Source organism: Ruegeria sp. G2, assembly GCF_056533505.1.
Genome location: NZ_JBQFON010000001.1, coordinates 598,761 through 616,440, shown reverse-complemented (window position 1 = coordinate 616,440; position 17,680 = coordinate 598,761). Strand labels below are relative to the sequence as shown.

Sequence of the window (17,680 nt, the reverse complement as noted above, 5' to 3'; positions counted from 1 at the left end):
CCTACTGCAAAGGCCCCATCGGCCACAAGTCAGAGTTTCTTTGTATACGTCCAGGTGGGCACATTCGCATCGCGCGCCACCGAATAAGTTTCCGCATCGCCAAGATACTGGAACCCGCAATGAGTCAGCACCCGAGCTGAGGCCGGATTGTCCTGAAACACGCTGGCGAACATGGTCGCGTTTTCCAGCGGATTGGCTTTGACCAGCGTTTCAACAGCCAAAGATGCAATGCCTGTGTTCCAATAAACCGGCGCGACCCAATAGCCGATTTCGGATTGATTGCGATCCAGCTTTTCAAGCGAAATCAAGCCAATCAGCTCGGGCCCGCCATCTTTGGTCGCATCCATCGCCCAAACGTCCTCGTCCCGCTCGTCCGACATGGCGCGCGTTACGAACGCCTCGACAGCTCCGGGCGGCAGCGGATGGGCGATCCGCGTGGTCATGCGCGCGACACGTTCATCGCCGGCGTAGTGCTCAATTAGTCCCATATCCGACCGGCGCAGGGGGCGCAGGTCGAACCGCTCGGTTTCAATGACCGGCTGATTTATTATTGCCTCAAGTTTCATGAGTGCGTTCCTCCTCCGAACAACACAAAAAGTACGGACGCAACTGTCAAACTGGCTAACGTCCACATCAGATATTTTTCGGCAGGCCGACCTTCAACCGCATGGGCGATCCGATCTCCTGCAAATGTCCAAATCGGGTGCAACACGATCTGGCAGATCAACAAACAGAGAGCGATCGTGAGAGTCGCCTCAAAACTCGGTGTCCCTGCGGCCACAAATCCAGTGAAGCCCGCAATAATCATCGCCCAGGCCTTGGGATTAAGCGGGTGTACAATTAACCCCGCCAGAAATCCGGGCACTTGCTTATCCGTTTGACCGCGAGAAAGCCGCAGATTGGCGATTTTCCACGCAAGCCAGCAAATATAGGCAGCCGAAGCATATTTGAGCGCCTCAAACACCAGCGGCGCCTGATCGGCCACTTGCATCAGTCCGAAACCAACCGGCCAGATGATCAACTGCTTGCCCAGAATGACCCCGCCTACAAACGGCAGTGCCGACCGAAACCCATAACGCGCACCTGTTCCCAGCAGGACCATGTTGGCTGGTCCCGGTGTGCCAACCTGCGAGGCGGCAAAAATCAGGAAACTGGTGGTTGCGACTGTCATCGGCTCTGGTGATCACGACTGCGTTAAAACGAAAAAGGGACCGGCACTTTGTGCCGGTCCCCCATGAATTTTTCTTAAACCTTCTGGGTTTCGGCTTACTCTGCGGCCTCCGCCACTGGCAGGACCGAAATAAAGGTGCGGTTTTTAAGTCCCTTATGGAACTTCACGGCGCCATCGACAGTTGCAAAGATTGTGTGATCTTTGCCCATACCTACGCCTTCGCCCGGCCAGAACTTGGTGCCGCGCTGACGTACGATGATGTTGCCTGCGATGGCTGCCTGGCCACCATACAGTTTCACGCCAAGGCGGCGACCTGCTGAGTCGCGACCGTTACGGGAGGAACCGCCAGCTTTTTTATGTGCCATTCTCTCTCTCCTTAGCCTTGAGCCAGCTCTTTGGCTTGCTCAACCCATTCGGGTTTCACTTTGATGGTGTCGATAGCAGCAATCTGCTCATCCGACAAGGCGGCCAGAGCAGCAAAGCTCTCGATACCGGCCTCAACCAGCTTTTTGGCAGCGGCAGGGCCGACACCGTTCAGCTTGGTCAGATCGTCAGCAGCAGCAGCGGCGGGTGCCTCTGCTTTGGCTTCGGCTTTCTTGGCAGGCTTTGCAGCAGGTGCCGCTTCGCCAGCCGGAGCTGAACCGGTTGCAGCTTTGATGCCCGACTTGTCAGCGCCCGACGACAAGATGTCGGTGATTTTGACCAGTGTCAGCTTCTGACGGTGGCCAACGGTACGCTTTGAGCTGTGCTTACGACGGCGCTTGACGAACTTGATGACCTTGTCACCTTTGATCTGTTCGATCACTTCGGCCTGTACGCCTGCGCCTTCAACGAAAGGTGCACCAACAACCGGAGCGTCACCGCCCAGCATCAGAACATCGTTGAATTGAACTTTTTCACCTGCGTCGGCAGCCAGCTTTTCAACGCGGAGGATATCACCCGCCTGAACCTTGTACTGCTTGCCGCCAGTCTTGAGGACCGCAAACATGCGTCTTTCCTTTGTCTAACCGCGTTCTGTGGTCCCCGGTTGGGTGTTTCTGGCTTTCGCCACCTCGAACAGCGCGCCCTTTTCGGGCAGTGTGGATGACCCTTATCGCGTTGCTATCGGGTCAAAGAATAACGATACCCGGCGCGGAAAACCGGCCGGGATGCGCGCTTATCCAAGCATTGCCTGCCAAAGTCAACCCAAAACCGGGATCAAAGTTCTGAGGCGCTCATTGCCTGCGCAACGGCCTGGCCAAGCTGGTATGAGATGCTGTTGAGCATCTCGTCAAAACTCTTGAACAAAGCCGCGTTTAGGGCGCGTCCGGCATCCGTGCGCGAAAAGGCAATGTTCTCGCGCAATTGCGTTTCATTCAAAGGCCGATAGGCTAAAAGAAGAAATGAGTACATCCATTCCGTCGTTTCTGCCTTGGTCTGCTCATGTTGGGACAGCAATTCATCCAACACGGATGCCTCATCCAATGACCCGTTCTGTCCCGAGGCGAGCCCACGGTAGAAACTGAAGTCTGCACTTATCGTTCCCCGGACATTCTGTTCGATTAGGTCATTAACTTGTACGTACTCGTCCACCAAACGAAAAAACATGTCTTCACGATCAGTCTCAAAATAGGCCGTTCGCGCCATCTGATCGATCGTATCATCCGCCAGAGCCTTCCGTGCTGAATTTTCAAGAGAAACAATGCTCTGCCCAAGATCGCTTTCGAAAAAGATCGAAGACTGTTCCAATTGTGCATTGGTCATTATGCGCCCAACCGATTGCGACAGGCGTTCGTACATGGATGACGGATCATACAATTCAGCAACCTGAGCCTGAAAATACGACCCTCCCGATCCGCCTAGCATCGACTCGTCAATCGACTTCCCTTGGTCCAAGCCCTCTTCGCTTAGTATTTCCAGGAAATCCGACAAATGCATGGCCCGCATCAACCGTTCAGCCTGCTGATTGGCTGCCAAGGGCACTGCCCATACGACCAACAAGATCGCAGCGGCGAGAACGCGCATCAAATATCCTGCGCCGGACGAAGCTCGGCCATGCGGGCGGCCAAGACCTCAAAGCGCATTGCCATGATCTCGTATTGGATCGCGTTCAACAGCTCATACACCTCTTGCATCAAAGGTTGTTCCAAGGCCTCGACATAAGCGTCGACATCATCATCTGAGAATTCTTGATAGGTGTAAGCCGCGCCGGCCAATGCTGACAGTTGCAGCGACCGACGCATATCGCCTTCGTTGCGGCGCATCATTTCACGCAGCTCATCCCCATTGAGTTGCAAGTCGATGATGCCGGACGCACTGGCCGCCATCAAAAACCGAACCTGAATCTCCTGCAGTGCACGTAAGGAAGTGCCGCTTGCATCTACAGCGCGGTTCATTCGTTTCAGGCTTTCGACGCGGGAAGATCCATTTTTGATGAGCTCGGACACAATTTCCTGCCCCGCAAGCTGCTTCGCATCATCATCTTCATCCGAATGAGCCGCGTTTTCGGCAACGACGAGTCTTTGCCCCAGCGCGGATGCATAAAATGTCACAGCATGGTCCAACGCCTCGTCGCTGAGCGTCTGCTCGAGGATTGAAACAGCGGTATCGTACATGAGTTCTGTATCGAATACTTCTTCAGTCAGTCGCGTCCAATCTGAACCGAAACCGTCGGGGTCAATTCCCAGCATTTGCGGGGCCGAGGCAGACGCATGCGCGATACTTTCCAACGCAACGTCAAACCCTGTTGTGGTCAGAAATGCCTCAATCTGGTCTCGGCTGGCGGCAAGCGACTGCACCGTCATGGCACCTAGCGAAAGAAGCAGAATTATAACACTGATGGTAAACTGGCGTAGATGGTAGGTCATACCCATCAGCCTAGGAGTTTTCTTGTATCTGGCAATGGAAAATCCCAGGATCACTAAAATCCGGAATTTTCCACTTGCGCCCCTGCCCGTTCACCACTAAATCCCCCCTTCACAGACCCCCGCGGAGAGGTGCCGGAGTGGTCGAACGGGGCGGTCTCGAAAACCGTTGTGGGTGCAAGCCCACCCAGGGTTCGAATCCCTGTCTCTCCGCCACTTTGCTAAGACAAGTACATGCCTTTGTAAGCGGCGCGAAGCGTCGCTCGCTATTGGTGTACTATCCGTTAGACAACAACTGGGTCAGTAACCAGATATCTCAAAATAGTTTTAGAGTTTAAGCAAACATGTCTGCATAAGTCCGCGCCGCACAAAAATACAAAGACTGGGATGGGCTCGTAGCAACCTCGGAACTCCTGAAGCATAGAACCCTGTCTCGTATTCCACGATCTATTCCCGGCCCATGAGAGGCATTCAGCGTGGTGCTTTTATTCTGCTGTGGTAGCCCCCGTTATCGCCATTCGCTACAAGTATAAAATGTAGCGCTGCGCGAACTAGCAGAGCGCGGGGTGAAACGGACCATACTTGGTGCTATCACCGCCTTTACCTTCGCGCATAGTATTACACTGGCCTTGGCTTCATTGAATTTGATCCATGTCCCTTCCCCACCTGTGGAAGCTGTCATCGTTTTGTTATTCGTCATTCTTGCGGTCGAAATTGTAAAAATTTGATAGCGAGCACTTGCGCATGTCAGAGAGATGGCCGTGGATTGTCTCATTTTCTTGTGGCCTTCTACACGGCCTGGGTTCTGCCAGTGCTCTGAATGAAATCGGGCTACCAGAGGGAGACAAATTTGTTGCTCGTTTGGGGTTCAACCTTGGTGTAGAAATCGGTCAAATCATGTCTGTTGCCGGGATCCTTTCACTGGCGAGTTGATCACGAAGCTTTCTCCGGCATTCGAACGGATCAAAGCAGAGAAACGGCAATTTCTAAACACGGTGACCATTTATCTGATAGGCTCAGTTTTGGCGGGTTGAACGTGTTGAGGGATTTAGGGGGTAGAACGGTTTCTTATGTCGAGTGCGGAGAAGCAAATCAATTGGATGCCACATCTTCCGCTGTTGATGGCCATTCTCAGTCTGTTTTTCTGTGTCGTGGCTTGGCCCCGGTCGCTGCACGCATGTTCGGTTTGCATCGAACTACCGGAAGCTTCTGTTGCGGACCATATTCTTTCGGCAGATTTCATCGTCCTCGCGCGACCTCAGCCAGACAATCCTTTCAAGTTCGCGCCAATTCAAGTGTGGAAAGAAAATGCTCGGAAAATTAGTAGACTACCCGAGATCCCGTTCCTGATCGACAGTGTGACAAGGCGCGCGCTGCAATCCGATCCCGACAAGACTATGCTCTTCACTTACGGCTCTATTGACCGGGATAGCGCTGGCCGCGCTATATCCCGGCGTTGGACGCGAATTTTTCTGATGACGCCTGAAAGAGCCGAATTTGTGAATCGCTTGCGAGAGGCCGCAGCGTTCTGGCCTTCCACAATATCCGTTAAGCAGGAACGAATAGCCTTTTTGGCCAACTACCTGTCACACCCAGACCCGATCTTGCGCAACGTCTCATTGATCGAGATACATCGGGCACCGTATCAAGTTGTGCACCCCCTAAATACCTCTGTTGAGACAAGCCAGCTATTGGAAGAATTCGGCAGAATTGATCGCATCAGTTTTGTACCGGTTACCATCCGGCTACTGGGCCTGCAGACTGACGAAGAGGCCGCTGCTGTTGTTAGGTCCAACTTTGCGGAGGTTTTACGATCAAAAAGATCAAATGTGTATGAATGGGCACTTGCCGGGATCGAAGTCGATGGCATGAAAGCAATCCGCGCAATCGGAGAGGCACTCGGGCAATCCCATTTGCACCATGCAAGCGTCAAGGAACTTGTTCGGGCATTGGCTGATGGCGGCACCGTTCATCCGGAATATAGACCATTCATCATTGGTTTGTATTCTGAGGCCATGGCTAATAACGCGTCTTTGGCTGCCCGCGTCGCAACGACCATGCAAAACTGGCATTCAAAGGCATTAAACCATCAATTCGAAAGCCTTCTCCAAGGCGACGAAATTGATCCAGCAACGCGATTTGTTCTCGCTGCGATTGTGGATGCAAAATTCAAGGATTGATCGGAACTAAAATTGGTTTCTTGCCGAATTCTCACGCTCTGACTGTAGATCAATCAATGTCCTAACTTTATCGAATGTTTGATCTGTGTTCAGTAATGTGCCTCGCGGAAACGCGGCGAATTCCGCACTCTGCCCACGCTCACAAGTACCGAAAACGGTCCTAAGGTGACATCCAACAGCCAGCTGAGATGCTGTGGTGGTATTCTGCTTTCTAGACATTCGCCGCCGGTGCAGAATATCCCCCACAGTGAATTCAAACAGCGAGTAATTTCCCGAACCAGAAACACCCGCAAGTACCGAGATATTATTGCTTAGATACTGATGTCTACGTCTTCAAAGGTGTTCTGGTGCACCGCACGGATGTACTTCATCTTAAATCGCCTCGTCCATTCCAGCTGCTTGAATCAGAATCCAGTCAACGCCGCGCAGAAAGTCGTCGATTGTGAGCGGATTGTTTTCTCCTCTGGAGGCAGAGAGCACAAAGCCATGCGCATAGTCGATCAGAAGGTGAACAAGGACATCTCCGCCATCGCTGTTCTTCAGTTGGTCTGTGCAGGCCTTCAATTCCGCCGCAACACGGACAAGGTCCTCGCTCATGAGTGTCACGTCATTGAGGATCGCACGCAGAAGATTGGCGTTCTTCAACGCATACCGGTAGTGGGCCGCAAGTATGCTACGCGCCCGTTTGACCGGAGGACCGTCCTCAATGCCACCCAGGACGCCCTCGAATGCAAGCTCAACCAGATCGCTCAAAAGCTGCTTCTTGCTACCTGCGTGATACGTGACTGCCATCGGGGTAACGCCCAGTTGTTCAGCCAGCACACGAAATGACAGCCCTTCAACGCCGCCTTTCTGAACGATCGGCAGCGCCGTTCTGAGGATCAGTTGCTTTGAGAGCTTTTGCGACGACTTTACCGGCCGTCCGACTGAAACGACCTTCGTCACCGTTTCACCTTGTATTCAAGGTCCACCAGCCCCGAAGGGAAAGGTGTTGAGGACATCAGTTCCAGATCAATGTCCCTGTCGTTGGAACCAAAAATCCGGATGCCATCACCAAGAAGGATTGGGACGATGGTAATCTTCATGTCTTCGATAAGACCCGCCTCGATAAACGATCGAATAACCGCGCCACCATCGACATAGGCCCGTTGTAATCCGCGCTTCTGCAAGTTGGTGAAAAGAACTTTCGGCTCAAGCGTTGAAACCTCAACCCTGCTGCGCAGCTCCATGGGAACGTCTTCGTCTGTCATAGTGCGGCTCATCACGATGCAGGGGATGGAGTATGGCCACTCCCCGAATCCCACAACCGTGCGAAACGATCCCGACCCCATGACGATCACATCCATCCGGCCCTGAAACTCTGCAAAGCCGTGATCTTCGTTATGCGTCGCTTGCTTGTTCAGCCAGTCAAGCGCGTGGTCGGGTCTCGCAACAAATCCATCCAGGCTCATGGCCATCATGATGTGCCCGGTTGTCATATCGGTGCCTCCGTAAGCCTTAATTTATACGGCGTATAAATATTGAGTTGATGATGTTCAAGCCAAACGTGGTCAGGATTGTTTGGTCAACCATTCCGAGAAGGCGGCCACGGCCTCCGTCGCAACGGTGTTATGTGGCTGAACAAGAAAGTATCCGTAGTCGGGCAGTTCAGTATCGGACAACCGGAACAGCCGTTGCGCCTCCAAATCAGCCGACACGAGGTCATCCATCAAGGCGATGCCCTGCCCGTCGATGACGGCTTGCACCCGGACATTGGGGTCAGGAACGATCAATACATCCTGCCGCGATTGCAGGGGCAGATGTGCCGCGGTCAGCCAATCGGACCAAGCGTTGCTGTCATCACGATCTCTGAGCAAGATGAGTTGTGATATGGAGGCATCTATTCCCGATTCTGCAACCATTTGGGCCGCTGAGGCATTCCCAACGGGATAGGGCGACATCGGCATGAAGCGGGTTACATTGCCGTGACCGAACTCACCGTTTCCCCATCTAATCGCCAGATCAACATCCTGCATCTCGTGATCAGAGAATTCGATCATCGGTTGAATGCGCAACTGCACATCCGGGTGGCGTTGCATGAACGTCATCAGGCGAGGAGATAGCCAGCGCGCCGCGAAATAGGTGGACACGCCAACGGTCAGAGACCGTGAGATTTTCCCCTTCAATGTCAGGATACCGGATTCAATTTCTTCATACCTGGATTGGCAAGTCACCAGCAGCTTTAGCCCGTCATTCGTAAGCGTGACGCCGCGCGTCGTGCGCCGAAACAAGGCCATTCCTAAGTCTGTCTCAAGCGTCTTTATCTGATAGCTGATCGCGCCTTTGGTCATGTTCAGGGCCGTGGCAGCATCCGAGAAACTGGAATATCGGGCAATCTCGGCAAACAGCCGCAGAAGGTCATGATGATGAAAGTGACGAGGCATACCCTCGTTGTATAAGAAATTTGAACGCTGAGACCAGAAAATTTCGATTTCCAATCACGCAACATTGCCCATTCTAAATCCGATACTGAAGAGCAGGAGTAACGCGTTTGGGTTCCTTGAACGCAACAAAGGATACACCGCAACCTGCAGAGCGCCGCAGCCGATCCCGTCGCAGTCGGTCGTCGTGTCGAGGCACACTTGCGGCCAGCGCTCCGTTTGCGAAGCGAAAGATACCTGCATACGCGTTGCTGAGCGATGCGGCTTTGGCGCGGATCGAAGAACAGTCGGACTGGATTCTGGGCAAGATCGGGATCGATTTTCGAGGCGACCACGCGGCGTTAGAGATGTTTGCCGAGTCAGGTGCTCACGTCGAAGGTGAGCGTGTTCGGTTTGACCCGGGACATGCGCGCGACCTTTGCGCCACAGCACCGTCCGAGTTCAAACTGCACGGTCGGGACCCGACCAGCACCGTTACCCTCGGTGGCGACAATATTGTCCTGATGCCGGGATACGGGTCACCCTTTGTCAGCGATCTGACCAATGGTCGTCGGTACGCGACGCTCGAAGACTTCCGGAACTTTATCAAACTCACATACAGCTCCTCTGCCCTACATCATTCCGGCGGAACCGTAGTTGAGCCGACAGACATTCCCGTGAACAAGCGGCATCTGGATATGGTGTTGGCCCATCTCACCCTATCGACTAAGCCCTTTATGGGATCGGTCACCGCGCCAGACCGCGCGCAGGACAGCATCGACATGGCGCGATTGGTCTTTGGAGGCGACATCATGGAATACAACGCCGTGATGCAGGCCAATATCAACGTCAACTCTCCACTGGTTTTCGATGACACCATGTCGTCCGCGCTGCGCATCTATGCCGAAGCAAACCAATGCGTGTGTATCTCTCCGGCGATCTTTGCAGGTGCCATGGGGCCGCTTTCACCCGCAGCAGTGGTCGCGCAGACACTGGCCGAAGCCATGGTCGGTATCGCCCTGGCGCAGCTTGTCCGGCCCGGTTGCCCGGTTGTCATGGGGTCCTTTCACTCCAGCATGAACCTCCGCACGGGCGCTCTGATCTTCGGATCGGCAGAGGCGAACATGGTCACCATGGCGTTGTCGCAACTGGGGCGCAGACTTGGTGTTCCGGTGCGCTCGGGCGGCGGACAAATCACCGCGTCCAACGCCCCGGACGGACAAGCGATGCAGGACAGTACGGGGGCCATGTGGTCCACACTTCTATCCGGCGCACATCAGGTCTGGCATGCAGCGGGCTGGCTCGAAGGTGGGTTGGTCATGTCCTACGAGAAGTTCATCATGGACGTAGATCACTGCGGCGCGATGCTGAAACTTTTGCAGGGTTTTGACGTCGACGACGAGGCTTTCGGTCGAGATGCCTATCTCGAAACCGGCCCGGGTGAGAATTTCCTCTCCACCAGCCACACGCTGCGTCACTACAAATCGGCGAATTTTGAACCGCAAATCCCGGATGCCGGCCCTTTCGAGACCTGGACGGAGAACGGCGCGCTCAAGTCAGACCAACGCGCTACGGCGCGGTGGCGCCAAATGCTTGACGATTATCAACAGCCCGAAATGAACCCCGGCACAAAAGCCGCGCTTGAAGACTTCGTGTCTGAACGCAAGGCAAGCATGCCGGACGAATGGTACTAGAAAGGAAGCCCCATGACCGAAGAGCTTAGCCGCACATCCGCCCTTGCATCGCGCCATACCGCGCTTGGCTCTGGGTTGGAGGACTGGAACGGCATGGGTACGGCCTGGACCTATAACTCCGATCCCAATGATGAGCACGATGCGGTCCGTGAACGGGCTGGTATGTTCGACATGTCTCCCCTGAAGAAAGTGTTCGTGCGCGGCCCCGAAGCCCAAGCAGTACTGGACCATCTGACCACGCGCGAACTGACCAAAGTTGGACCGGGCAAGGCTGCCTACCTCTGTGTTCTGACCGATGGAGGCGGGATCGCTGACGATGCGATCGTGTCGAACAATGGTGGCAATGAATGGATGGTCGTGCACGGCTCCGGCGACACCATGGCGCTGCTGGAAGCCTCGGCGGCAGGGCGTGACGTTCAGATCGACTTTACTGACGATCTGCATGACCTTTCGGTGCAGGGTCCTGCCTCCTTGGAGATCCTGAACGCCCACACAGATATCGACTTGGCAGAGTTGGACTATTTCGAACACGCACTGGCGAAGCTTTTTGGCTATCCGTGCCGTATCTCACGCACAAGCTATTCCGGCGAACGCGGTTACGAGATTTTGCAGATGGGGCAGTGATTACGGATATCTGGGACAAGCTCGCGCAACAGGGAGTCATGCCCTGTTCCTTTACCGCTTTGGACAAGGTGCGTATCGAAGCCGGGCTGCTGTTTTATGGCTATGACATGACCGAGGAAAACACCCCATGGGAGGTTGGCTTAGGCTTTTCCGTCAGCACAACCAAGGCTGACTATCGCGGAAAAGCGGCCGTCTTGGCGGCAAAGGGGGCCGAAAAAATAAACAATGTTTGCCTGGAAATCGACCACACCAACATGGTTGTTGGCGGTGAAACGCTTTTGTGGGGTGGCAAAACTGTCGGCGTGATCAACAGCCCCTGCTACTCACACCGGATGGGTAAATCCCTTGCTCTTGCGCATGTTGTTCCAGGACTCGCTGTTGGAACGACGCTCTCCGTCGCAGGCGAGGGCCTCAAGACAAAAGCAAAGATCGCGAGCTACCCCATCTACGATCCAACGAAGCTACGAACGCACGAATAAGGAGATCGTTGCGGGTTTCTGTAGAAACTGTTGGCGGCCCAAAGCGGACTTCAACGTTCCAAATATGATGCCGCAGTGCAGTCGGCCAAAGCCGCCTTTGGTGTGATGCGTAGCATTTCAGCACCGCGATAGACGGCAGCCAGGCTCAAAGAAGATCCTAAGCCACTCTGACGGTGTCGCTGCGCAGCATATGAAGTGCGAACATTGGATTTTCAAACACCCAGCGTCAAAGATGTTCATATCTTCACGTCGTTAGCCTTCTCGGCAACGATCTCGAGTATTCTGTTTCGCTGAATCTTTCCCGACGGCCCTTTTGGAAGTTCCGGCAAGATATGAACTTCGTCGGGGGACTTAAAACGACCCAATTGAGCTTCACAAAGTTTCGAAAGGCCCAGCGACGTCACCTGGGACCCTTCACGAATTTTGACCGCTGCCTCGACGGTTTCGCCATAGCTTTTGCAGGGACGCGCAAATGCGGCGGCTTCAACAACATCGGGATGCGAATAAAGTGCTTCGTCAATCTCACGGGGCGCAATGTTTTCGCCGCCTTTTATTATCAGCTCCTTCAATCGGCCGGTGACAAAAACATAACCGTCCTTGTCCATGCGGGCGAGATCACCGGTTCGCAACCATCCGTCAGACGTAAACGTGCCCCTGGTTGCGTTTTGGTCGTTGAGGTACTCCAGCATTACATTTGGTCCGCGAATAACCAGTTCGCCTTCTGTTCCGTGTGGAACAGGTCGCAGGTCGGCATCAACAATTGCCGCTTCGTTCCCGTATGGGATGCCGGGAGAGCCGATCTTGCGAACGGCTGGTGGCAATGGGTTGGACAGAATTTGCGCTGCTGTTTCCGTGAGACCCATAGTTTCCACGATGGGGATTTCGAACCGGTCTTCAAAGGCCCGCTGCACGTCCGGTGCCAACGCTGACGACGCAGAACGACCGAAACGCACGCGTTGGCGAGTAGGCGTATCTGGTTTTGTATCCGAATGCAGCAAGTGAGAAATGATGGTTGGTACAACCGAAAACCAAGTCGCTTCAGCCTTACCCAAATTGTCCCAGAACCGGCTGGCCGAAAATCGTTCGCACATAGCCAAAGACCCGCCTGAGACAAGCGTTCCCATAACTGTAACGCACAGCCCGTTGATATGATAAATCGGTAAAACGCAAAACCCGCGATCGGCCTCGGATAACTCATGAGCGACCATAGTCGTCCAGCCGCCTGCCAGCAGGCTGGAATGTGTGTGAATCACGCCCTTTGGACGCCCCGTCGTTCCCGAGGTGTACATCAACAGCGCATGGCTATCGGACGAGATACTGTGCAAGTTACCGCCAACATCGGCAGCGTCTTCAACTTGCAATGCGGTGATTCTGACGGGTTCGGTTGTGCGCTCGAAGAGTTCCGTTTGTCCGGGATGCACAAAGCCATAGCGTGCACCACTGTGTTCCAGTGCATAGGCCACGGCGCTGTCACCTGCGACAAGGTTAATCATCGTCGCCCGGAACCCGCCATACAGGACGCCGAAAAGGATCTCTAGCGCTTCACGGCAGTTAGGGTACAGGATCGCGACGCTTTCTCCTTTCTCCACACCCATGCCGGTTAACATAACTGCGATGCGGTGGGCCGTTTCGCGCAACTCACTCCAACTCAGCTCCGGTACCCCATCCGGGAAAACAAAACCGGTTCCTCCCTGGCTTGCCCTGTAGTCTAACCAGTCACGAACAGTTCCCTTGGGCGGATCCATCATTGTCCGGCCTCCGACCAGTAGTCACCGAAGATCTCTTCCAGTTCGGGTTCACGCGGGGATGTTTCCCGAACGACTTTGGTGGTCTGCACGAAATGCCGCCAATGCAGGTTGGTGTCGATGGAATTGCCACCCCAGCTACCGCAGCCCATCGAGAGGGAAAAAGGCATTCCATTGGTGAAACTGCCGCCAGTGGCAAAGGTGTGCGGCTGATTTACGATGACCCGGCAGGTTGGCAAACCATGACCCAATCCAATCGCACGCTCGTCGTCGCCAGTATGTATGCCAACCGAATGCCCGGCCCCCTGATGCACCAAAATCCGAGACGCTATGGCTTTGGCCGCCTCAAAATCTGCCGCACGATAGAGAGCCAGGACCCGACTGAGCTTTTCGCCTGACAAAGGATGATCCGGGCCGATTCCGTCTGTCTCCACCGCCAGATATCTAGTCCCCTCAGGTACTTTGCCCGCCATCCCCAAGGCTTCGAGCATTTTTTCGGCGTCCTGGGCTATGACTGAACGGTTGAGATGGCCATCAGGCCAAAGTCGCGCCACGATATCACTTGCCTCAGAGGACGGCACCAAAGCGCCGCCCTCGGCAGCCATTGCGGCTACGAACTTGTCATAGACTGCGTCCACTACGACCAGCGCGTTCTCGGAAGAACAAGAAGTCGCGTTGTCGAAACATTTTGATGCCGTGATTTTAGCTGCCGCTGCCTGCAAATCAGCGGTCTCGTCCACAATTACAATCACATTGCCAGCGCCAACCGCAACGGCCGGCGTGCCACAGGATTGCGCACGTTGGACATTGTTCTGGCTGCCAGTGCAAATCACGCGATCAACAGTTTCCATCAACCGTTGTGTCTTGGCCTTGGATCCGGGCGCGGGGATCATCTGAACCAAATTGCGGTCCAGCCCCAGCTTGTCGAATTCGGAATGGATGTAATCAACCAACATTTCGCAGGACGCCACGCCTTTGGGCGACGGAGCCACCACGATAGAATTACCGCCTTTGAGCGCATTGATGATGTTGTTCGCGGGCGTTGCGGCAGGATTGGTCGAGGGTACAACCGCGCCGATCACGCCGATTGGGCGCGCAATTTCGGTAATACCTGTTTTCGGGTCGTCACTGATGATGCCGTGGGTTTTCACGTCGGCAATGTCGCGCAGCAGGCCGAGTGTCTTCCGGTGGTTCTTGGTGATTTTGTCCGGCACGTTGCCCAGACCGGTGGTTTCAACCGCAGTTTCCGCCAGTGTCCGATTGCGCGTTGGTTCCATGATGGCCCATCCCGCTGCCAGTGCCGCTTTGTCGTAAAGCAACTGACTTCCACCAGCTTCGAAATCCCTCTGCGCCTTGCGCGCCTGAGCAACGATACGATCTACTTCGGCTATTTCCGGCGAAATCCCGTCCTGAGCGTTCATTTTGGTCCTCGATATGTTGTTCGGGGCGGAACAGCTCCGCCCCGCTGCGTCCGTCCGGATTAGAGGCCGGCCAGCAACTCGTTTAGTGTCTGCTGACGCTGCGCCCACATCTCGATCACTTCGTCACGTGTCATTATGTGCATTGGGGAACCGCCAGCTTCCATTTTCTTGGCGACGCGGGAATTGGCGAACATCTCGGGCACTGTTGCCGAGAGTTTCTCGATAACCTCGGGTGGAGTGCCTTTGGGCACCATCACGCCTCGGAAATTGACCGACGAGTTGTCGACGTCCAACCCCTGTTCCATCATTGTCGGCACGTCGGGCAGGAATGCGTTACGCTCAAGATCGGCGACACCCAGTATTTTGACGTTGCCCGCTTCTTGCGCTCGGAACGCATCTGACAGGTTGTTGATACCTCCCATGACTTCACCTGCGATCACGGCTTTCATGGCTGCGGCCCCGCCGCCTTTGGTCGGGATGTAGGCCATCTTGGTTCCAGCGGCTTTGTCGATCTGCAAGGCTGCAATGTGGTGACCCACAAATAGGCCCGCGCCGGAAACGGTCAGCTTGCCGGGGTTTTCCTTGGCAAAGGCGACAACATCCTCCATCGAGTTAAACTCACTGTCCGCGCCAACGACAAATACAGCCGGATCAGCGCCCCAGTTCGCGATGGGTTCAAAGCTGTCGGTCGAGTATTCCACCCCACCTTTGATCGACTGAGCGATAAAATGGGGAACGTTGTAGGCTGCCAGAGTGTAGCCATCCGGATCAGCCTGGGTGGCAAACCAGTTCCAGCCCACACGGCCACCTGCTCCGGGTTTGTTGATAATGGCAATGGGCATTCCCAGCGCGTCCTCGTTTCCGGACGTCATGGTGACAATGCGCGCCTGAAAGTCGATCGCGCCTCCCGCGCCGTAGCTGACCATCATCATGATCGGCCGTTCGGGGTATTCCTCTGCTACTGAGGCTCCTGTCAGGCTCATGAAGGCCAATGCGGCCCCTGCAATCATTCGTTTCATTTGCGTTTCCTCCCTAATTTAGTTCTCCGCGCCCTGCGCGGTTAGAACAGAATTTCCTTTGGTGTGTAGACGTTCAGAAGCATGGCGAAGAGCCCGTACATCACTGCCAAAAAGACTGCCGTGATGACGCCGCGCTTAACCCAGGTTTTGGTTTCGGAATGTGGGGCTGGATCATAAATCGACAGCAGAACGAAAAATGCGATGGCCGTCGCTGTGTAGAAGCCCAGCGACTTGGCCGCCCAGAACACGTAGATCAGTGTAATGATCAAACCCGGCAGAATGTTCAGGAACATCGTTCGTGTTACGCCATTCCCGACTTTGGACAGACCCATCAACGCTTTGCCAAAAGTCCATCCGGCCAGAACCACGAAAACAGATGCGATAAGACGCGGGAAAAGAAATGCCTCGGCCGGTTGCTGGGTATAACTGACCCAGGTCACCCATAGACCTACGGCAAAGACCAGACCCGACCCGAATACGTGTTGTGAGCGGTTCATGCCTGCGCCTCCTCTTTCGTGGTGTAGCGACGGTGGCGCAGTTCCATCCAGACCGAGTAAGCGATTGAGGCCAGCACCACTGCAATCAGCAACAGGTTCAGTCCACCGGTCAGGAAATACGAAGCCTTGCCGACAGTTGCGTCGGCGATCATCCCGCCTTGAATGAAGTTGGCTTCGGCGATTGGCCCAAGGATTAACCCCAACACCAGTGGTGCGGCTGAAAAACCAAAGCGCTCTAGGAAGAACATGCCGATACCAAGGCAAGCCATGACATAGACATCGCCCATCGAACCCTGCACCGAATAGGCCCCAAAGACCGATAGCGCCAGAACGATGGCAGCCATAACCGACTGCGGAACCTGTGCGACTCGGGCGGCCAGACCAGCGACATAGAGGCCAAAGATGCACATCAGGACTTGTCCGATCAGCATGGAATTGATGAAGGTCCAAGCCACGTCGGGATGGTTGTCGAACAGATCCGAGCCCGGAAAAATTCCGTGGATCAGCAACCCACCCAGCAACACGGCGGCGGTTGGGCTGCCTGGGATCGACAGGGTTAGCAGAGGCACCAAAGACGGGCCTACCATCGCGTTATTGGCGGATTCTGCGGCGATTACGCCTTCGGAATGTCCTGTGCCGAATTTGTCTTTTTCGGACGAGAACTTCTTGGTCTGGTCATAGGCTACAAGCCCGGCGATCTGCCCTCCGACGCCAGGGATCAGGCCGATGATCGAGCCGGTCAGCGTTCCGATGCTCAACGCGCGTGTGCGGCTAAAGAGTTCGCGGAAGGCTTCGAGGATAGAATGCCGTTGTACTTCGATCACTTCGGCACCGGCGTTGTGGCGACCCTTTGCGAACATTGTCAGCACCTGCGGTATCGCAAACAGGCCAATCAGCGCGGCGATGATATTGATCCCGCCGCCCAAAGCAGGGTGAAAGATGAAGCGCTGCGCGCCCATGATGTCATCAAACCCGATTGTGGCCAGCCACAACCCGATACAGCCGGACAACAGACCCTTGACCACCGAGGCGGAATCCAGCGTACCGATCACAGTCACCCCCAGAATGGCAAGCCAGAACAGGTGCGACGGGCCAAAGGCAAGCGCCCATTGCGCCAGAACTGGGGTCAGGAAGATCAGCAGCAGCACACCAAAGATGCCCCCGACGGCCGAGGCCAGAAAGGACAGCTGCAACGCGCGTGCCCCTTGACCCTGTTTCGCCATTGTGTGGCCATCCAGCGTGGTCGCAATATTGGCAGGTGCGCCGGGAATCTTCAGCAGGATCGCACTGACCGCCCCTCCGGCAACGGTCGACGTATAGGCAGCTCCCAGCAGGATCAGCCCCTGCGCCGCCTCAAGCTGGAAGGTGAACGGGATCAGCAAGGCAACCGCCATTGTCGGAGACAGACCCGGCGTCGCACCCAGAATCAAGCCGCCAATCGTGCCGCCCAAAAGCAGCATAAAAGACAGCGGGGTGAAGACATCTCCGAAGTAATAAATGAATTCCATTCAGGGCCTCCCAACCCATCGGTTCACACTTTTACTTTTGTTGACAAATCAGCGTAGGCGATGAAAATAGTATTGCAAATGTTTTCATAAATTCGATCAA

Annotated in this window: 20 protein-coding genes and 1 tRNA gene; 7 read left to right on the top strand and 14 right to left on the bottom strand. The window is 54.9% G+C overall.

Going from position 1 to position 17,680, the window contains the following annotated elements; translation table 11 throughout:
- Nucleotides 1–29: 29 nt before the first annotated feature.
- From ACR0DU_RS03035 to ACR0DU_RS03010, 6 genes are all read right to left on the bottom strand, one after another.
- Nucleotides 30–566 (bottom strand): GNAT family N-acetyltransferase, encoded by a 537-nt coding sequence (locus ACR0DU_RS03035; protein WP_010440096.1) that lies wholly within the window; start codon nucleotides 564–566, stop codon nucleotides 30–32.
- Nucleotides 563–1,171: a LysE family translocator gene (locus ACR0DU_RS03030; RefSeq protein WP_010440095.1), complete on the bottom strand. Its 609-nt coding sequence runs from the start codon at nucleotides 1,169–1,171 to the stop codon at nucleotides 563–565. Before ACR0DU_RS03030 ends, ACR0DU_RS03035 begins: the two co-directional genes overlap by 4 nt.
- A 95-nt stretch (nucleotides 1,172–1,266) precedes the next feature.
- Nucleotides 1,267–1,536, bottom strand: coding sequence for a 50S ribosomal protein L27 (gene rpmA / locus ACR0DU_RS03025; protein WP_010440093.1), 270 nt, complete (start codon nucleotides 1,534–1,536; stop codon nucleotides 1,267–1,269).
- Nucleotides 1,537–1,547: 11 nt separating this feature from the next.
- Entirely contained in the window at nucleotides 1,548–2,159 is a 612-nt protein-coding gene (locus ACR0DU_RS03020) for a 50S ribosomal protein L21 (RefSeq protein WP_170539672.1), read from the bottom strand.
- A 209-nt stretch (nucleotides 2,160–2,368) separates the two neighbouring features.
- Complete coding sequence (locus ACR0DU_RS03015) at nucleotides 2,369–3,175, bottom strand: DUF2059 domain-containing protein (protein ID WP_480872416.1); 807 nt, start codon at nucleotides 3,173–3,175, stop codon at nucleotides 2,369–2,371.
- Nucleotides 3,175–4,017, bottom strand: a complete 843-nt coding sequence (locus ACR0DU_RS03010; RefSeq protein WP_480872414.1) for a DUF2059 domain-containing protein — start codon at nucleotides 4,015–4,017, stop codon at nucleotides 3,175–3,177. The genes ACR0DU_RS03015 and ACR0DU_RS03010 overlap by 1 nt, the downstream gene beginning before the upstream one ends.
- 123 nt (nucleotides 4,018–4,140) lie before the next feature.
- Here ACR0DU_RS03010 and ACR0DU_RS03005 point away from each other — a divergent pair.
- The 4 genes from ACR0DU_RS03005 (at nucleotide 4,141) to ACR0DU_RS02990 (ending at nucleotide 6,194) form a co-directional block, all read left to right on the top strand.
- Nucleotides 4,141–4,230: transfer RNA gene (locus ACR0DU_RS03005), tRNA-Ser, on the top strand.
- A gap of 350 nt (nucleotides 4,231–4,580) precedes the next feature.
- On the top strand, nucleotides 4,581–4,742 hold the full coding sequence (locus tag ACR0DU_RS03000) for a HupE/UreJ family protein (protein ID WP_480872412.1): 162 nt from the start codon (nucleotides 4,581–4,583) through the stop codon (nucleotides 4,740–4,742).
- A 16-nt stretch (nucleotides 4,743–4,758) separates the two neighbouring features.
- Nucleotides 4,759–4,947, top strand: a complete 189-nt coding sequence (locus ACR0DU_RS02995; RefSeq protein ID WP_170770845.1) for a HupE/UreJ family protein — start codon at nucleotides 4,759–4,761, stop codon at nucleotides 4,945–4,947.
- Nucleotides 4,948–5,114: 167 nt separating this feature from the next.
- Nucleotides 5,115–6,194, top strand: coding sequence for a hypothetical protein (locus ACR0DU_RS02990; RefSeq protein ID WP_480872411.1), 1,080 nt, complete (start codon nucleotides 5,115–5,117; stop codon nucleotides 6,192–6,194).
- A gap of 372 nt (nucleotides 6,195–6,566) precedes the next feature.
- Here ACR0DU_RS02990 and ACR0DU_RS02985 read toward each other — a convergent pair whose 3' ends face one another.
- From ACR0DU_RS02985 to ACR0DU_RS02975, 3 genes are all read right to left on the bottom strand, one after another.
- Nucleotides 6,567–7,139, bottom strand: a complete 573-nt coding sequence (locus ACR0DU_RS02985; RefSeq protein WP_480872409.1) for a TetR/AcrR family transcriptional regulator — start codon at nucleotides 7,137–7,139, stop codon at nucleotides 6,567–6,569.
- Nucleotides 7,136–7,672: a dihydrofolate reductase family protein gene (locus ACR0DU_RS02980; RefSeq protein ID WP_480872407.1), complete on the bottom strand. Its 537-nt coding sequence runs from the start codon at nucleotides 7,670–7,672 to the stop codon at nucleotides 7,136–7,138. Before ACR0DU_RS02980 ends, ACR0DU_RS02985 begins: the two co-directional genes overlap by 4 nt.
- Nucleotides 7,673–7,744: 72 nt before the next feature.
- Complete coding sequence (locus ACR0DU_RS02975; RefSeq protein WP_480872405.1) at nucleotides 7,745–8,617, bottom strand: LysR substrate-binding domain-containing protein; 873 nt, start codon at nucleotides 8,615–8,617, stop codon at nucleotides 7,745–7,747.
- Between the two features lie 107 nt (nucleotides 8,618–8,724).
- Between ACR0DU_RS02975 and ACR0DU_RS02970 the strand changes: the two genes are divergently transcribed.
- Genes ACR0DU_RS02970 through ACR0DU_RS02960 form a run of 3 tightly spaced genes read left to right on the top strand, consistent with a single transcriptional unit; the run spans nucleotide 8,725 to nucleotide 11,390 of the window.
- A complete protein-coding gene (locus tag ACR0DU_RS02970; protein WP_480872403.1) occupies nucleotides 8,725–10,287 on the top strand; it encodes a trimethylamine methyltransferase family protein in 1,563 nt (520 codons plus the stop codon).
- Between the two features lie 12 nt (nucleotides 10,288–10,299).
- Nucleotides 10,300–10,911, top strand: a complete 612-nt coding sequence (locus ACR0DU_RS02965) for a hypothetical protein (RefSeq protein ID WP_480872402.1) — start codon at nucleotides 10,300–10,302, stop codon at nucleotides 10,909–10,911.
- On the top strand, nucleotides 10,908–11,390 hold the full coding sequence (locus tag ACR0DU_RS02960) for a glycine cleavage T C-terminal barrel domain-containing protein (RefSeq protein WP_480872400.1): 483 nt from the start codon (nucleotides 10,908–10,910) through the stop codon (nucleotides 11,388–11,390). Before ACR0DU_RS02965 ends, ACR0DU_RS02960 begins: the two co-directional genes overlap by 4 nt.
- 236 nt (nucleotides 11,391–11,626) lie before the next feature.
- Here ACR0DU_RS02960 and ACR0DU_RS02955 read toward each other — a convergent pair whose 3' ends face one another.
- From ACR0DU_RS02955 to ACR0DU_RS02935, 5 genes are read right to left on the bottom strand one after another with little or no spacing between them, the layout of a single operon-like run.
- Nucleotides 11,627–13,138 (bottom strand): AMP-binding protein, encoded by a 1,512-nt coding sequence (locus tag ACR0DU_RS02955; protein WP_170778622.1) that lies wholly within the window; start codon nucleotides 13,136–13,138, stop codon nucleotides 11,627–11,629.
- The gene (sauS, locus tag ACR0DU_RS02950; RefSeq protein WP_480872398.1) at nucleotides 13,135–14,556 is read right to left on the bottom strand and encodes an acylating sulfoacetaldehyde dehydrogenase; all 1,422 of its coding nucleotides are present in this window, start codon (nucleotides 14,554–14,556) and stop codon (nucleotides 13,135–13,137) included. Before sauS ends, ACR0DU_RS02955 begins: the two co-directional genes overlap by 4 nt.
- A 59-nt stretch (nucleotides 14,557–14,615) precedes the next feature.
- The gene (locus ACR0DU_RS02945) at nucleotides 14,616–15,575 is read right to left on the bottom strand and encodes a Bug family tripartite tricarboxylate transporter substrate binding protein (RefSeq protein ID WP_480872396.1); all 960 of its coding nucleotides are present in this window, start codon (nucleotides 15,573–15,575) and stop codon (nucleotides 14,616–14,618) included.
- Nucleotides 15,576–15,616: 41 nt separating this feature from the next.
- Entirely contained in the window at nucleotides 15,617–16,072 is a 456-nt protein-coding gene (locus ACR0DU_RS02940) for a tripartite tricarboxylate transporter TctB family protein (protein ID WP_170778629.1), read from the bottom strand.
- Nucleotides 16,069–17,580, bottom strand: a complete 1,512-nt coding sequence (locus ACR0DU_RS02935) for a tripartite tricarboxylate transporter permease (protein WP_480872394.1) — start codon at nucleotides 17,578–17,580, stop codon at nucleotides 16,069–16,071. The genes ACR0DU_RS02940 and ACR0DU_RS02935 overlap by 4 nt, the downstream gene beginning before the upstream one ends.
- Nucleotides 17,581–17,680: the final 100 nt, after the last annotated feature.